This is a genomic window from Paenibacillus sp. Marseille-Q4541, assembly GCF_018310695.1.
Lineage (GTDB): Bacteria > Bacillota > Bacilli > Paenibacillales > Paenibacillaceae > Paenibacillus.
Genome location: NZ_JAGXCY010000032.1, coordinates 15,061 through 29,706, shown reverse-complemented (window position 1 = coordinate 29,706; position 14,646 = coordinate 15,061). Strand labels below are relative to the sequence as shown.

General features: G+C 39.1%; 11 protein-coding genes. 9 read left to right on the top strand and 2 right to left on the bottom strand.

Features of this window, described 5'->3' with window-relative positions; translation table 11 throughout:
- The first annotated feature begins 511 nt into the window (after window positions 1–511).
- The 7 genes from KFT32_RS22110 to KFT32_RS27505 all read left to right on the top strand — a co-directional run bounded on the left by KFT32_RS22110 (window position 512) and on the right by KFT32_RS27505 (window position 6,712).
- Window positions 512–952 carry an XF1762 family protein gene (locus KFT32_RS22110; protein ID WP_205055015.1) on the top strand — a complete coding sequence of 147 codons (441 nt, stop codon included), beginning with the start codon at window positions 512–514 and terminating at the stop codon, window positions 950–952.
- Between the two features lie 20 nt (window positions 953–972).
- Window positions 973–1,860, top strand: coding sequence for a DUF6884 domain-containing protein (locus KFT32_RS22105; protein WP_205055016.1), 888 nt, complete (start codon window positions 973–975; stop codon window positions 1,858–1,860).
- A gap of 39 nt (window positions 1,861–1,899) precedes the next feature.
- A complete protein-coding gene (locus tag KFT32_RS22100) occupies window positions 1,900–2,655 on the top strand; it encodes a hypothetical protein (RefSeq protein ID WP_205055017.1) in 756 nt (251 codons plus the stop codon).
- 228 nt (window positions 2,656–2,883) lie between these two features.
- Complete coding sequence (locus KFT32_RS22095; RefSeq protein ID WP_205055018.1) at window positions 2,884–3,711, top strand: DNA adenine methylase; 828 nt, start codon at window positions 2,884–2,886, stop codon at window positions 3,709–3,711.
- A gap of 104 nt (window positions 3,712–3,815) precedes the next feature.
- Window positions 3,816–5,432, top strand: coding sequence for a DNA cytosine methyltransferase (locus KFT32_RS22090; protein WP_251584638.1), 1,617 nt, complete (start codon window positions 3,816–3,818; stop codon window positions 5,430–5,432).
- Between the two features lie 331 nt (window positions 5,433–5,763).
- Window positions 5,764–6,339 (top strand): coiled-coil domain-containing protein, encoded by a 576-nt coding sequence (locus tag KFT32_RS22085; RefSeq protein ID WP_211749626.1) that lies wholly within the window; start codon window positions 5,764–5,766, stop codon window positions 6,337–6,339.
- Window positions 6,340–6,373: 34 nt separating this feature from the next.
- Window positions 6,374–6,712 carry a transposase gene (locus tag KFT32_RS27505; RefSeq protein WP_274338795.1) on the top strand — a complete coding sequence of 113 codons (339 nt, stop codon included), beginning with the start codon at window positions 6,374–6,376 and terminating at the stop codon, window positions 6,710–6,712.
- A gap of 47 nt (window positions 6,713–6,759) precedes the next feature.
- On the opposite strand, the gene KFT32_RS22075 is transcribed toward KFT32_RS27505, so the two are convergent.
- Together KFT32_RS22075 and KFT32_RS22070 are read right to left on the bottom strand one after the other, a co-directional pair.
- Window positions 6,760–7,008 carry a hypothetical protein gene (locus KFT32_RS22075; RefSeq protein ID WP_205055020.1) on the bottom strand — a complete coding sequence of 83 codons (249 nt, stop codon included), beginning with the start codon at window positions 7,006–7,008 and terminating at the stop codon, window positions 6,760–6,762.
- A gap of 18 nt (window positions 7,009–7,026) precedes the next feature.
- Window positions 7,027–11,907 (bottom strand): DNRLRE domain-containing protein, encoded by a 4,881-nt coding sequence (locus KFT32_RS22070; RefSeq protein WP_205055021.1) that lies wholly within the window; start codon window positions 11,905–11,907, stop codon window positions 7,027–7,029.
- A gap of 469 nt (window positions 11,908–12,376) precedes the next feature.
- On the opposite strand from KFT32_RS22070, the gene KFT32_RS22065 reads away from it, so the two are divergent.
- Complete coding sequence (locus tag KFT32_RS22065; protein ID WP_205055022.1) at window positions 12,377–12,664, top strand: hypothetical protein; 288 nt, start codon at window positions 12,377–12,379, stop codon at window positions 12,662–12,664.
- Window positions 12,665–12,681: 17 nt separating this feature from the next.
- Window positions 12,682–14,553: a phosphoadenosine phosphosulfate reductase domain-containing protein gene (locus tag KFT32_RS22060; protein ID WP_205055023.1), complete on the top strand. Its 1,872-nt coding sequence runs from the start codon at window positions 12,682–12,684 to the stop codon at window positions 14,551–14,553.
- Window positions 14,554–14,646 lie beyond the last annotated feature (93 nt).

Sequence of the window (14,646 nt, the reverse complement as noted above, 5' to 3'; positions counted from 1 at the left end):
ATTTTTTGGGCTAGGATCCATGCAAAAAGACGGAAAAGTATCAATATGTAATCGTTTCTATTGCATCTTTACTTTCAGCTTTTCGTTACTATATAATTAGCATATTGTTTAGTAACATTCTTATTTTTCTTGCCGTCAATTTCGGCGAGAATAGGTCATGCAGCTTCTGCTGTTCTATAAACATTTGTACTTTTTAAGGAGACGCTAAAGTGTACGGGAGACGTACGCTTTTTTTGCGTCTCTTTTTTTGTGCAAAAAAGGAGGAATGAAGATTATGATCTGTGCTGCTCCCACAACTGATCAGTTCTACTGGGTGTTTCGCGAATAATGAGTTAGAGCGATACATCGTGCTATCAGATGAGGAATTGGGAAGCTCTCATTCACTGCGCTGGGAGATGATAAACGAAGGATTCCATGTATTATGGGACTCTTCCCGTAGTCGTAAACAAGCAATCCGGTATATGGAGCTTTACTATCCTATCCCGATTATAAAAAGTTTGAAGCCGTTCCTGTGCCAGTGACTTTTAGGGAAGCATGCGACTTTGTAAACAAGCATCATCCTGCCCCGCAGGGTATGAAGTTTGCACTCGGTCTCAGTAATGGAAGGGAATTAATTGGAGTCTTGATAGCCGGTCGGCCTGTGTCTCGCTTAAGAGATAACGGAAAGACAATTGAAGTTACCCGCTTATGCGTCCACAGTGCTTATAAAAATGCATGCAGTAAGTTATATGCATCGGCTGCACGTATAGCAAAAAAGATGGGCTATCAAATGCTCATTACCTATACGTTGGAGGAGGAAGATGGAGGCTCACTTCGAGGGGTAGGATTTCAATTTATTGGAGTGACTCCAGGAGGAAGCTGGCATAGCAAATCCCGCAGCCGGCAAGACCGACATCCAATGGGACCAAAAAGGGCTTGGAGCCTGAATCTATCGTCGAGCCAGGAGGAATAAAGAAACAAGGAGTGTTTGTTGTGAATCGTATTGCATTGATTACAGAGTCATCTACCCGGCAAGATAGTCCAATGCCTGCTTATCGATTCTACCAAGGATCCCGCAGCCGTTGGGTAAACAACATCATTCGTTACATGGAGGTACGTAATTTTTCGGAGGACAACATCTTCTTTCTTAGTGTATTTGGGCAGCGGATCATTGGGTACCAGGAGATTATTGACCCGTACCCTGTTCGAAAATGGCACCCACGAAAGGATGAATGTACTGCTTTTGCAGAAAAGGTATTGGCTTTTATTCAACAAATTCACCCGCTTCCCTTCGTAGAAATCCATACCGGTAAGACCATATCAGACCCCTTAAAACGTCTGTTTGACGAAAAGGGAATCGAATACCGAGTATACGGTGACGGAGTTCCTCTTGGAGCAAAGCCTACATGGTACGCGGAGTTAATTGAGAACGAGCTTACCCAAATCCGACTGAAAGAGATTGAAAGAGAAAAGATGGTCGTATCTTCGTTAATTCAATTCCAGTCGCCACAAGAGGCAAGCCATTTAATCGATCAATTCGAAAATAAGGCACACCTATACGGAGTTGAAGCCAACATAGAAGAGCTTAAAAAATTACTTGGCAGCTACCGCCAAAAGAAAAAGGACGCGAAAAAGGCATATGAAGCATTCAACAACGTAATGGAGAAAGAAGATATTGCAGGGGAATTTAATAAGTTCCTGCTGAATGTTCAATCCCTTGCTGAACTTCATGGACATGCTCATTTTGAAGAAATAAAGAGCAGATTCGGTCAGAGTGTAGCAAAGCTTAGGTTGTACTTGATCAAGCATAACTACGCTTTAATGGCCGAATACAGCATCTTTGCTGCACTGCAGCGTATGCAAATAGCGCTTCTTAAATGATGAGTAAATAAAAAAGACATAGGAACGAGAGTGATAGATGTGATCAAGTGTACTTCTGATATTTCTCTAACAGAGCTGAACTGCGAGTGTGAGGGGGCAAAAGACTGCCCAATATGTAACGAAAAAGGTTCTGTTACGGTTTTGGACTTTTCAGAAGCCTCTCTGTATTGGCATGAAATGCTCGAGAATTTCGTTTATCGCCTAGAAGCTGATTATCAGTATTCTAACTTTGTCACGGATATTTATCGCATCCAGGATAAGTTGTTTGTAACTTATTTAGGCGGGGAATTTAAAGAATCGCAATCTTTCTGGTTTGATATTCAATTTCTCAATACATTAGAGCTGAATCTGAATGATCCATTACAGCTTGAGACGGTTACTCTTGATGGAATTCATGATTGGTCCACTGAGGTTTACAACACCATTATGTCTGCCGATTACAAGGGAACACTTGCTGGATCTGGGATACTAGATTGTAACGAGAAAGAGGAGAAAAACACAGAGATATATATAGATTTAAGTACTCAAGTCATAATTTCAGTAAAGATGTTTCAGGATCTTATTCAGGAGGTCACTCCTTATATGGGTCCTACTGCAGTTGAACGAGCTGCTGCAGACTTTCAACTTTGGACGAATACTCCCTATTCTGAATATGTTAGGCGTTCTGAAGCAGGAGAAGATGCTCATGAAATTCTTGGAGAAGATTTTGCTGGTTCAACCTTGTATTTCGAGACAGCTGTTATTGAGCCGTCACCGAATACAGATGAAAAAGAGTACTTAGTAATTAAGGAGTAAAAGAAATGACAAATAAAAGTAGGCTACTCCATACTCTCTAAACTCAGGTGTGAATGAAGGAACGGATTTATTTCCGTTATGCGGTTCATTGTAACCCCCTTCTGCGAGCTCCCTATTGGGATAAGTAGCACTTACGTTTCTCTAATCGAGGATCCGTAAGAGGACAGATAGAGTCCTGCCTATTTCCGAATCGATAAAACCGATTTCGGATAATAGGAGAGATGGAAGATGGCACTGAAAAACAATGTTGTACAGACGGGTCTACGATACTTCGGAGGTAAGGCAAAACTTGCGCATTCAATTATTCCTTACCTACCTGACCATCATTGCTGGGTTGATTTATTCGGCGGGGCTGCCAATATGACGATTGCCCGTGAGCCCAGTAAAGTTGAGGTGTTTAATGATAAAGACGGAGATCTTATCAATTTTTATATGATGCTGCGGCAGCAAAAGGAGCAACTGATAGAAGACCTAGCCTCTTTGCCAACGAGCCGTTTTTTATATGAGACCTGGCTTCGTGAAGAAATGCCGGAGGACCCATATGAACGCGCTGTTCGATACTTCTATCTGCTCAGACAAAGCATCATTCCTATGCCTAATCAACCGAGCGGCTGGCGTGCTGGAAGAGTAAAGAACTGCGCTTCAGATTACCAGTCATCGATACTCAAGTTGGACTCTTTTGAGAAACGCTTCCGCAATGTCATGATTGAATGCTTAGACTACCGAGAAATCATAAAACGTTATGATGGACCAGAGGTGTTCTTTTTTATTGATCCTCCTTATGTTGGCCGTGAGAATTGCTACAAAGGTGGTTTCCGGCAAGAGGATCATGTGGAACTAGCTGAGATGCTTAAGCATATAGAGGGGAAGTGCCTTGTTACCTATTATGGTGACCCGCTTGTGCTTGAGCTTTATAAAGATTGGAATTACGTGACCTTAGAAGCGAAGGTTGGTTCTGTTGTGAAAGCATCAGAAGGCCAAAAACGTAGGACAGAAACCGAGTATCTGTTTATGAACTATTCACCTACTATGTCAGGACAGATTTCATTCTTCTAATAAAGAGCAGCATTATAGCAGTATATTCTAAATGCTTTACACCCTCTGCACAGGGAAACATTAATCCTCCCTGTGCAGAAGGGAGGAGCAGGAGGAATAACATAGTGGTATTTGCAATCAAACCTGAAGTTAAGACGGAACATACGGTAGCTCATCTATTTGGCGGAGCAGGCGGCGGCTCTCTTGGTTTCGCTCAGGCACGAGCAGAATATATGGGATACGTCGGACGTTTTCGAACACTCTGCAGCATTGATGCTGACCCGGTTGTTTGTCAAAACTATGAGCTAATTACAGGTGGTAAGGCCGTATGTATGGATTTGTTTTCAAGAGAACAGTACATAGATTTTCACGGAGATGAACCGCCGAATCATTGGCATGAGGCCACGCCTGGTGATCTATGGGACGCATTTGGTTGGGAAGTACCTGATGTAATTTTTACATCTCCTCCATGCAAGGGTTTTTCGGGTCTGCTGCCTGAAAAATCAGCAAAAACAAAGAAGTACCAGGCTCTCAACATGCTAACAATCCGTGGTCTAGAAATAGCGCTTAAAGCTTGTCTCGAGTACGGTGGACATCTTCCAGCGCTCATCTTGCTTGAGAATGTGCCTCGCATTATGACCAGAGGAAAGCAGATTCTTGATCGAATCAAAAAGCTATTGCAGTCATTTGGCTATATTACCAGCGATAATACTCACGATTGTGGGGAGTTAGGTGGTCTGGCGGAACGGAGAAAGAGATATCTCTTAATCTCCAGACAAGAAAAGCGTGTGAAAAATTTTGTCTATCAGCCTCCACGCAGGCCATTAAAAACAATTGGAGATGTTATCAAAGATTTACCATTTCCAGGTGATACAGTCGCAGCAGGACCGCTTCACCGGCTTCCTAAACTTGAGTGGAAGACATGGATGCGTCTTGCGCTGATTCCTGCCGGCGGAGATTGGAGAGATTTAAATAAGCTCGATTGGTGGAACTATCGAGTTCAACACGAGCCTAGACGAGGGGCTTGGGCAGTTGAAGATTGGAACAGTGTTTCTAGAACAATCACAGGAGGAGCTGGGCCTGGCAGGAGCAATGGAGCTTCAGCCGTATCTGATCCTCGAATGGGTTTAAACGAAGGAAGTACGCATCGTTCCATTTACCGTATGTCTCAATGGGATGAGGCTTCCCAAACGGTGACAGGCGCTGTAGGGCCGAATAATGGAGCTATTTGCGTAAATGATCCTCGTCTTAAAGAACGGAAGGGGAGACACCCTGGGGTGTATCAAGTTGTTAGACATGATGAGCCTTCCCCATGTGTGACCGGAACCCGGTTCGGCAGCGGTGCCTTGGCTTTCTCTGACCCAAGGAATGCTGCACCTTCCAATGTTCTAAACGGTACAGAGGATGGAACATTTCCTGCAGATCAGGATCGAGGCGTGTACCTCATCATTGCTGAAGACGGTACTTGGCATCGTCCACTTACGACTTACGAATTAGCGATGTTGCAATCTTTCCCTGCTCATTTGCCTAATGGTATGCCTTTCCAGCTTGTTGGCTGCAGTGATGCAAAGGCTCGGGAGTATATAGGAAATGCGGTACCTCCGGAAGCAGCTAAAGCAATGGGGACAACCTTCCTTGTTGCTTTGATGGCGGCTTCTGTAGATGCCGGCTTTACGCTGAGCTATGAGGCTGTTTGGGTTCGTAATGAATCAGAACAGCAGTCAGAAGCAATCTTACATTAAAGAAATCTGTACTTGAGTTTATATAAATAGCAGGAGCTGCCAAAAAGGCAGCTTTTTTGCTCTATAAAGAAACTCTCCTATCAGATGCTTCAATAGAAAGTCAAAATATGAAGGTGTCTATCTTCCGAGATAGTTTCCTTTCAAGATATGTTAAGTATAATGTTTAATATACATAGATGATGGAGGCTTTTCATGAAATTTCTTATAAGACTAGGGATATGGGTTTTGTTTTATTCCTTTTGGAATAATAGACTTTTTTTTATGGGCTCGAAAACATAAATGGTTTAAGGAGGATCATGGCACCTTCGATAAGTTGGCTGTTTTATTAACAATGTTTGGCGTTGGTTTTGCTGTTTATCAATACATCTTCTCAGTGAAACCGATCTTTGATAAAGAAAATGAATTAGCAACTGCAAAGGTAGAAATTAACGAGCTATCAAACGAAATTAAAGAAAAGAATTCTGAAGCACTCAGACTCCAAAATGATATAAAAAACAGCACGACGCTTTCTGAGGAATTAAAAAGTGACGTAACTAACCTTCAGAAGGAAAAAGAACAGTTATCTGCTCAAGTGGAACGGTCCAAACTAGAGATAAGTGAGTTACAGAGCAATATAGCAGATACCCGTGATAATGCATTAGAAGCTTACTTATATAAACATGTGAGCGAAATTATGAATGATTTATTGTTAGAGAATCTATATGACAAAAATACTTTATCAAAAAGTCATTCATTGCTTTATGTAGAAGAAGCACTCGATAAGGCTTCTATTGAAAATGTGGAGAAGGAGGCATTAAATATAATTAAAGAATATGCGGAAACCACTATGCCAGAGGATTCATACGAAACAACAGATATTTACGGAGCCCTAATTTACTATGCTGAAAAAAATACGAATATGCCTTAGTATCATACGGTCGAGTGTTTCTTGTACTCAGCACATGGGACTTTGGTCAAAGGAACAATTACGAGCCTTCATTAAAGAGAATAATGAGGTCACGGCCAAAATGACGCCAAACACCCGCAACAGCAAAAGCAAAAAGATAGTCGTCAGTGAGTATGGCGAGCAAGAGATTACCATGCCTAGGGATCGGATGAGCGAATTCGAGCCCATTGTCGTGCAGAACTGGGCCAGATGCTACTCCAACTGTCTGTCTTTTTTCCAGAACGGGTGGGCAATCATTTACGTTAAGTCGCCAAATCCCCCTCGGGGGATTTCCTTGTCATTCTTGACAGACCCATACTTTAAACTATCTGCATACCCAATAAAACATATTTAAAAAATAGAAAGAAGCAGCCAGTTACGACAGCTTCTTTCTATTTTTAGCTACTGCTTAATATTTTTTAACTGCTTTTGTAAATCAAAATCCTCTGGCTTAGGAAGGTAAGCCCACTTCTCTCCATTTTGAATCCATTCTTTTAGATAACCCTCGTAGGTATATCCTTGATCATCATCGTGAAAACCAAACTCAAATCCACAACATGGGCAAACGATAAATGTTTTATATCCATATTCATCGATAGGGGGTTCTTCCAATTCGTTGTATCCACATACAAGACAAATAAAAGTTTTCATATTAATCTCCTGATTTTATTATTGATTTCTCCAATACTTCATCCCAGCTTTAGGTTTGTAATATGTTCTTATGTGACCTTTTCTATCTAATACTCCGAATTCATTTGTTTTTGGATTGTAATAGAGTCGATCTCCATTTGCTCTTGATTTCTTTAATACGTTCCGGCCATTTTTTGCTTTGAAGAATTTGTTAGCTTTTGTTGAGTATGCCCCTAAACTAAGTTTTTTAGCACCAAATTCATTCAAGTGGTGTTTATGAGCATTAGCAAATTTCATATTTCTAAAATTATAGTTCTTAGATTTAGATTTAGAAACTCTTCGAGCTGTGTAAGTAGCCTGTTTCGCTAATTTTTTTGGAGCTTGTTTCTTTAAATAATACTTCACTCCAATTTTAACTAATATAAATGTTACTTGAATTATAGAAAAGGGATTATCGCCATCATGGTCAACCAAATTCACTGGATTATTATCACTATATGAATATTTATTCTGGTTAATTGGTGAAGCACTATCTCCAGAATGTGAATCCATAGTTAGGAACACAGCTAGATCTGGATCATAATATCTCGCTGATAACAGATATAAACCAGTTTCATCATCATAGCGATATCCTGCGTAACGATAAGGGTTAACATCAGCAAGTTCACCACTTTGGGATATTATATTTCCCCAAGCATCGTAATCATAAGAAGCAACTATGTTTCCTGAATTATCAGTTAAACTGACTACGTCCCCGTGACCATTTAAGTGATAGTAATATGTTTGTCCTTCAAATATAAATGCAACTGGTACGTCACTTTCATCCCATATATATTCAATTACTATATTCCCGGATTCATCAGTTTCGTAGATAACTTTATCATCTTGGTAGAAATAGTTGCGTTTTTTATTTTTCGTCTCAGTACTGATACGTTTTCCATTATTATCATATCTAGCACTAAATATAGTAACATTATCAGTGTCCTTAATTTCCGTTAACTGATCAAAAACGTTATAAACATATACGTTTTGATTATCTTTAACTAAGTTACCATTCCGATCATACTCAAAAGCGGTACCATTAAATGTACTAATTTGATTAACTTTATTAAAAGTTAACTCATTGGTGGTAACATCGGAACCCTTTGTTACTTTTTTAGTATCTCGATTACCCGTGAAATCATACGAATACTCAATTTTAGTACCATCAGTCAACGTTTCTGAAATCAACTGACTAAGGTTGTTATACTCGTATTCAACAGTTCCAGTGGAAGCAGTTACTGACTTAATCAGATTATTTTGGTCATAGGTATAATTGTATTCGTTGATGGCTGTTCCATCAGAACGATAATTTGCATAACCAGTTAAATTTTTAGCTTTATCATATTCAGTTTTTGTTGTTGCCCCATTACCTAGAGTAATATTTTTGAGGTCATCAGCGGTGTCATAACCATAGCTAATAATTTTAGTATTATTGAAATACAGATCTGTGAGTCTATCAAACTCATCGTAATTATAGTTAATTACGGAGTCAATAGCATTAACAGAGTACGTTAGAGACTTAACTTCCCCATTTTCAAAATATAGATATTTTTTTGAACTTCCTCTATCTATTTCTGAATCAATAGAACCACTATCCGTGTACTTAATAACTTTTTCGTCATCGTTAATGGTTTCCAAATTTCCATTCGGATCATATGTGTATGAGTAGAGAACATTGTCATTTTCTTTGGTGGCAACCAATTGATTCAATTCGTTATAAACATAGGTAAAAATCCTGCCATTCGGAGTCTTAGTTTCAATAAGATTACCATTAGAATCATATTTATTATTTGTAGTGTTGCCCAAGGCATCTGTAGACGATAAGATCTGCCCAGTTCCATTGTAAGTATTTACCTCAACACTACCATTTGGATATGTTGTTCTTAAAAGGTTACGATTATTATCGTAGTCATACGTAGTAACCTGTTTGTTTGCATCAGTAACTTTTACAAGTTCATTTTGTTGATTATATTCATAATAACTCGTATTTCCCTTACCATCAGTTTTGCTTAATTCATTCCCTTGTTTATCTGTTACCGATATTGTAATATTTCCATTCCCATCGGTTGTAGTTAATACTTCATTCCCAACTGCATTGTAAGAGTATGAATCCATAGATCCATCGGGTTTATCAACAGTTTTTAAGTTTCCATATTGATCATAGGTATGCTTTGTTACCTGACCTTTTGAATCAGTAATGGTATCAACTTTACCCTTATCATTATAAGCATAGGTTATAACATTCCCACTTGGATCTGTTTCTGTAGAAACAAAATTTAAAGAATTATACGTGTATTTTGTTGTTCGATTTTCTTCATCAGTCTTCTCAAGAACATTACCGTATGAATCATATTTTTGAATATATTTCTTGCCGGTAGAATCAATAAATATCTCTGGATTATAGTTTGTATCATATTCAACCTGTTCTTCTGTTCCGTCTGCATAAACAATTGATGTAGGGGTATAATTGCTATCCATGTGATACTCAGTTACATTACCTAGAGCATCCGCAACATAAGAGGTTCTTCCAGCAAATTGATAGCTTTTTCCCGGTCGTTCTAAACCATCTACACCAGAAACGTCTGTCGATGGCTCCTGAACTTTAGCAACATATTCATTCTCATAAGTAAAGTCTGTCCTGCGGTTATTAGGATCAATAACTGTAGTAAGGTAACCTTCTGGGCTGTAACCATATTTTGTTCGGTTATAAGTTCCGTCAGTAGAATACTGATCCACCGAAACAAGTCTTTTATTAATATCGTAATTGTAATCTGTTTTTTGTCCTTCTAACATCGCATAGTCAACTAAACCACTCGTTGTATAAGTGAATACTAGTTCTCTACCCGTAGCATCGACTATACCAGTTAACTTTCCATCTGTTGAATATTTGTATTCAAGTTTATTTCCATATAGATCCTGTTCATAGCTTATTCTTGCAGTCACTACACTAAGTTCGTTATCTATATTTACAGTATCAAAATGAGTAATATATCCATTTTTATCAGTAATGGTATATCCTGTTGTTCCTTTGTTTTGATCCGTTACTTTTGTTAACGTTAGGTATTTACCTGGTGGAGAAATATACTTCTTTGTAGATTGGTCATATTTGAAATAATGAGATGTTCCATCAGGTTCTGTATAAAGAACATTCCCTGTTTTATAAGCATCATAGATGCTTTCGTACCCGTTATAAACCCATCCATATCCAAAAGGTGTTAATTCTACTGATTTAGAATTATATGTTCTACCAAATACTAGAGCAGTATCCCCCCGTGAATCTAGATTATAATCTGTATACTGAATAACGTTATTACCAGTGCCCAAGTTGACGTTGCTAGTTCCTTCTCCCAAACTAATGCCATCAAAAGTCCAATAATCTTCCAATCCTAGACGACTTGCTGAAGTGTAGGTCACACTAAGAAGAGGAGTATTTTTTGTGTTAGCGGTATCATCACCGGAAATAAATTTTTTATAGGTATTTGTGGTTTCAGATGAACTTTTGAGTAAAAAACCTAAATTCGAATCGGGATTATTAATCCACTTTTCCATCATGTACGGTGTGAGAGACCACTTATAATTGACATCCAAAGATGTAAGAGTATCTACATATGCAGTAGAAACTTGGGAGGCATTAAAATCTCCGCCTTGAGAATTCCACTGTGTCCCGGCATCAGAGTACATCCATGAAGCTGAATATTCTGTCCATGGTGTGCTTATTGAATGCAAGGTTACATTCATACCAGTGTCATTAGATACTGAAGCCAACCATAAATTTAAATCAGCTGTTAAAACATTTGCTCCTTGAGGAATTGAACTAGTATCAAATCTAATTAATGAACGAATAATATTATCTTGGGTAGCGTCTTTGTATAAACCTACCCCTAAGGTTGTTTCTGTTGGTGCTGTCTGTTTTGGGAATGCACTTCGAATGTTTGTATCAGAAAGTGCATATTGGGGCTGATATTTAACTATTGTAGGATCTAAAGTTACTGGATAGACCCTCTTGTCACTGAGCAACCATTCCTGATTGGGGATCAGGTCTATATACAACTGATTATTTTCAGATCTCAAATCGTACTTAATATCATATGATATAGCTTCTTCTGGTATAGTAGATATTTCTTCGTTCTCTTTGTATCCATTAGGTTTAAACGAATCATACATAATAGGTGCTTCAATATAATACTTTATATCACCTGACTCTTTATCTAATAAAAGGATTGAGCCATTCTCTCGTTGCTTGTATGTTAAATTACCTAAATCTAATGAGAAGGTATAGATAACCGGTGTTTCCAGGTTAGCAGGTTTATCTTTTAAAATTATCTCCTCTTTAATACGATCGTTACCCAAGGAATATTTTAGATCCGCATTCTCAAAAACTTCTGGATAGATTACAGTATTGTTGGAAACTTCCGCATCTATGGCAGTTTCTATTTCGGAGTAAGTAGTATTAGTAACCGATTCCTCCTTCATTGGAGTTAAATTTATCTCATAGTTATTTTCTGAAATTTCAAGTAGGTTGTCTTCGGAAGTGTGTTGTTTATCTAGCTTTACATGAAAAGAGTGGGCGTTATTGTAAATAGATGTATTATTCTCTTTAAGAACGTTATTAATTGGTTTCCATTTCTCTATGTTTTCATCAAAGTAATGGATCGGTGTTGGAGAGATATCCGTTGTTAATGTACCATTGCTGTTTAGGTATGTTTTTGAATATTCACTTCGTTTTCCTATTAATTCCTGCCTTTCATTTTTGATATTTACGACATCAGATGTCTTGTTATCTTTAACTTCTGCTATCGCTTTTGGATTAATTGCTGTTGAGGTCAATAATGAACCTGCCATTACAAGAATAATGGACTTTTGAAATAACCTATTCATTTTTCATCTCCTAATTAAAATTATCTCTTCTTCAGAAATATACCAATGAAAGTTATAACTATCTGAGAAGAAATTGGTAAGCAAAAATCATTATTACAAAAACAAATTTCGATAGCAATGAACAAAAAATACCAAGTGGAAGCTTAACAAAAATCAACCGAATTACCACCGCTATTATCTTGCTATTCAAATAGTAATGCACCAATTGCATAGTGTAGGTCATCGTGAGAAACCCAGTAAATATATCCCAAATTATGAAGAGTCGTGTTTACAACACTTTTGTCCCACTTTATAATAATGTTATTAAGATTTTTGTATTTTTCTTTGCCGCTAATTTTCGGTAAAGACGGTGAACGCTTCTTTTAAGCTAATAAATATTGGATTGAAATAGGAAGGCTATAAAGCATACGCACTATACGTATGTCTTTGTACGCCTTCTTTTTTTATGTCCAAATAGGAGGAGATAGAGATGAGCAATTTGCAAACCGTCATTGAAGACGACGGAATGAAGATGCTTAGAGTATACAGAGCTGGGCAATTGATACTCTGTTTACCTGAAGTAAATCGAATTGCGACATTAGAAAATCAGATTAATACGGAAACTTTCGATACGATCGAGGAAGTAGTGGCGTTTATCGGAAGTAGAGAGCAGTGTTGTAGCAGATCTTACTCACTGCATCTGATCTTGAGAGCATATGAGTTCGTTAACGAACACTACATCAAGCTTTATTACTACATTCATTCTTCGGGATGTTAGCAGAGGGGGATATAAACATGGAAACTTATGAATTAGTCGAAAACACAACAAAGATTGGGATTCAAAATCGGCTGAAGGACTATAACTCTGTGATCTTAGATACCTGGGATTACCTTGAAGCTGTTGGTTTTTCATTTCATGGGGTCGTTCGAGACTGGACTGCAATTTTTGAGAAGGGTGTATACTTTGCAATCCATCATTTCGTTAAAGATCGACCCGATTTGGATTGTTTAGCACCGGATAGCGGCTTTTCATGGAAGGATTTATTTCAAGGCGATTCTGTCTCAGGAGCGCTTTTTTTGTTTCTGGAAAAATCAGGATTTAATTTATGGATGCCTGAACAGGCAGCTATAGACGCTTTGGTTGCTACTACAGTGACGGATGACTCTTACATGTTTGGCAGAAACAATTATCCTTCCATGAGTGATTGGAGCTACACGAGTCCAAAGCACAAATTCCAGGTCTACGGATTCCATCGATCCTGCGCTGTACTTATTGAAATTTACGCGCTCAATATTCCTCCTTATGGTGCGAGTAAAGACCAGCTACCGTTTCCAGAGGATCGCTGCCAGCCATCTTTCGATATATTTGATCTGGCAACCGGCGCTTCGCAAAAGCGTACACAGCGAGCGATCGCGGGGGAAACTTTGGATTTCCTTGAGAAAGTAGATGATGAACTATTAGCTGTAACAAGAGCCAAGATCAAGAAGATCTATGATGAGCACTCTATCATCGGATTATTAAATTCCGGTGGTGTTGATTCAAGGCTTACGCTGCAGCTGATGATAGAGCATGCAATAAAGAACCCCGATCCGTCTAAAGGAATCATGGTCATATCAGCTGATACGTTAGTGGAGAACCCAGGCGTTAAACAAATTATTCATGAGCTTCGAGATGCTTTAGGCAGGGCTTTTCCATGGATTGAGTATCACATCGTTGAACCACGAGAGGATAATACCCTGCTCGTATGCATCATCGGTAAGGGATACCAAGCCCCTTCCGTCTCCTTCAAATACTGTGTTCGTCGTCTTAAGATTGAGCCGGCGAGAGAGTTCCTTGAGGCAATGTTTTTGGCTGAAGGAGCTGAAGACACGGTGCTGGTGCTTGGTTCGAGAGACAATGAGAGTGTAATGAGAAAACGCAGCCTTTCGAAGCATTTTGGTGAAGACTTTTATGGGCATCATCCTGTAGGCAATATTCGTACAGCCTCACCTATTCGAGATTGGACGAAGCAGGAAGTCGTCACGTATTTAGCGTTCAACCGGGGACCATGGAAGAAGGGAGCTCGTAATACAGAGCTTCTAGCCTTTTATGGCAATGCAGCCGGCAGTGAGTGTCCTCTTGGTGCTGCCGTTGTTAATGACAATGAAGCCATGATGCAGTGCGGTAAGTCGGCAAGAATGGGCTGTTACCTGTGCACCATATCTCAAGACAAGAGTATGGGAAATCTGATCTCCACTCATCCGGAGTACGAAAAATATTACAAATTCCGTAGAATCCTTAAAGCGATCGGTCAGGATATTCGATATGGAGGTATCACTGGGGTTCAAAGGATAGGTAAGTCTAAAATCGGAAGTGGTATCGGAGATCTAACGATAGATTGTCGAACACATCTCCTGCAGACGATGGCCAGACTCGATATTGAGTGGCGCAAGAGTGAGATTATCACCGCGTACCAAATGGTATTAGAACGAGAAATGGTTGAGGGATTCCCAGTAACGGAGAGGTTCCGTGATGCAATATTTCAGTTGATCGCTGTATCTGGTTCTATGAAGAATTTCTTTGGTCACTCTGTATTCGATCCATACGGAACAGGAGTTGACCAAGTTACAGAGGAAGACAACGAAGCTATAAAGAGAATACTTGAAAAGAGAAGAAATATGATCTGATGGGTACATGTATGTGTCTATCGCTTGTTCAGCGTCCTGGCGGACGGTAATAAAAACACCTCCGCCTTGCGCGGAGGAGCATGGAGGTAAAAA

Excerpts from the sequence above, each read along its gene's own strand:
- KFT32_RS22095 (WP_205055018.1), top strand. The coding sequence starts at position 2,884 with ATGGCACTGAAAAACAATGTTGTACAGACGGGTCTACGATACTTCGGA.
- KFT32_RS22085 (WP_211749626.1), top strand. The coding sequence starts at position 5,764 with ATGTTTGGCGTTGGTTTTGCTGTTTATCAATACATCTTCTCAGTGAAA.
- KFT32_RS27505 (WP_274338795.1), top strand. The coding sequence starts at position 6,374 with ATGGGACTTTGGTCAAAGGAACAATTACGAGCCTTCATTAAAGAGAAT.
- KFT32_RS22075 (WP_205055020.1), bottom strand. The coding sequence starts at position 7,008 with ATGAAAACTTTTATTTGTCTTGTATGTGGATACAACGAATTGGAAGAA.
- KFT32_RS22070 (WP_205055021.1), bottom strand. The coding sequence starts at position 11,907 with ATGAATAGGTTATTTCAAAAGTCCATTATTCTTGTAATGGCAGGTTCA.
- KFT32_RS22065 (WP_205055022.1), top strand. The coding sequence starts at position 12,377 with ATGAGCAATTTGCAAACCGTCATTGAAGACGACGGAATGAAGATGCTT.
- KFT32_RS22060 (WP_205055023.1), top strand. The coding sequence starts at position 12,682 with ATGGAAACTTATGAATTAGTCGAAAACACAACAAAGATTGGGATTCAA.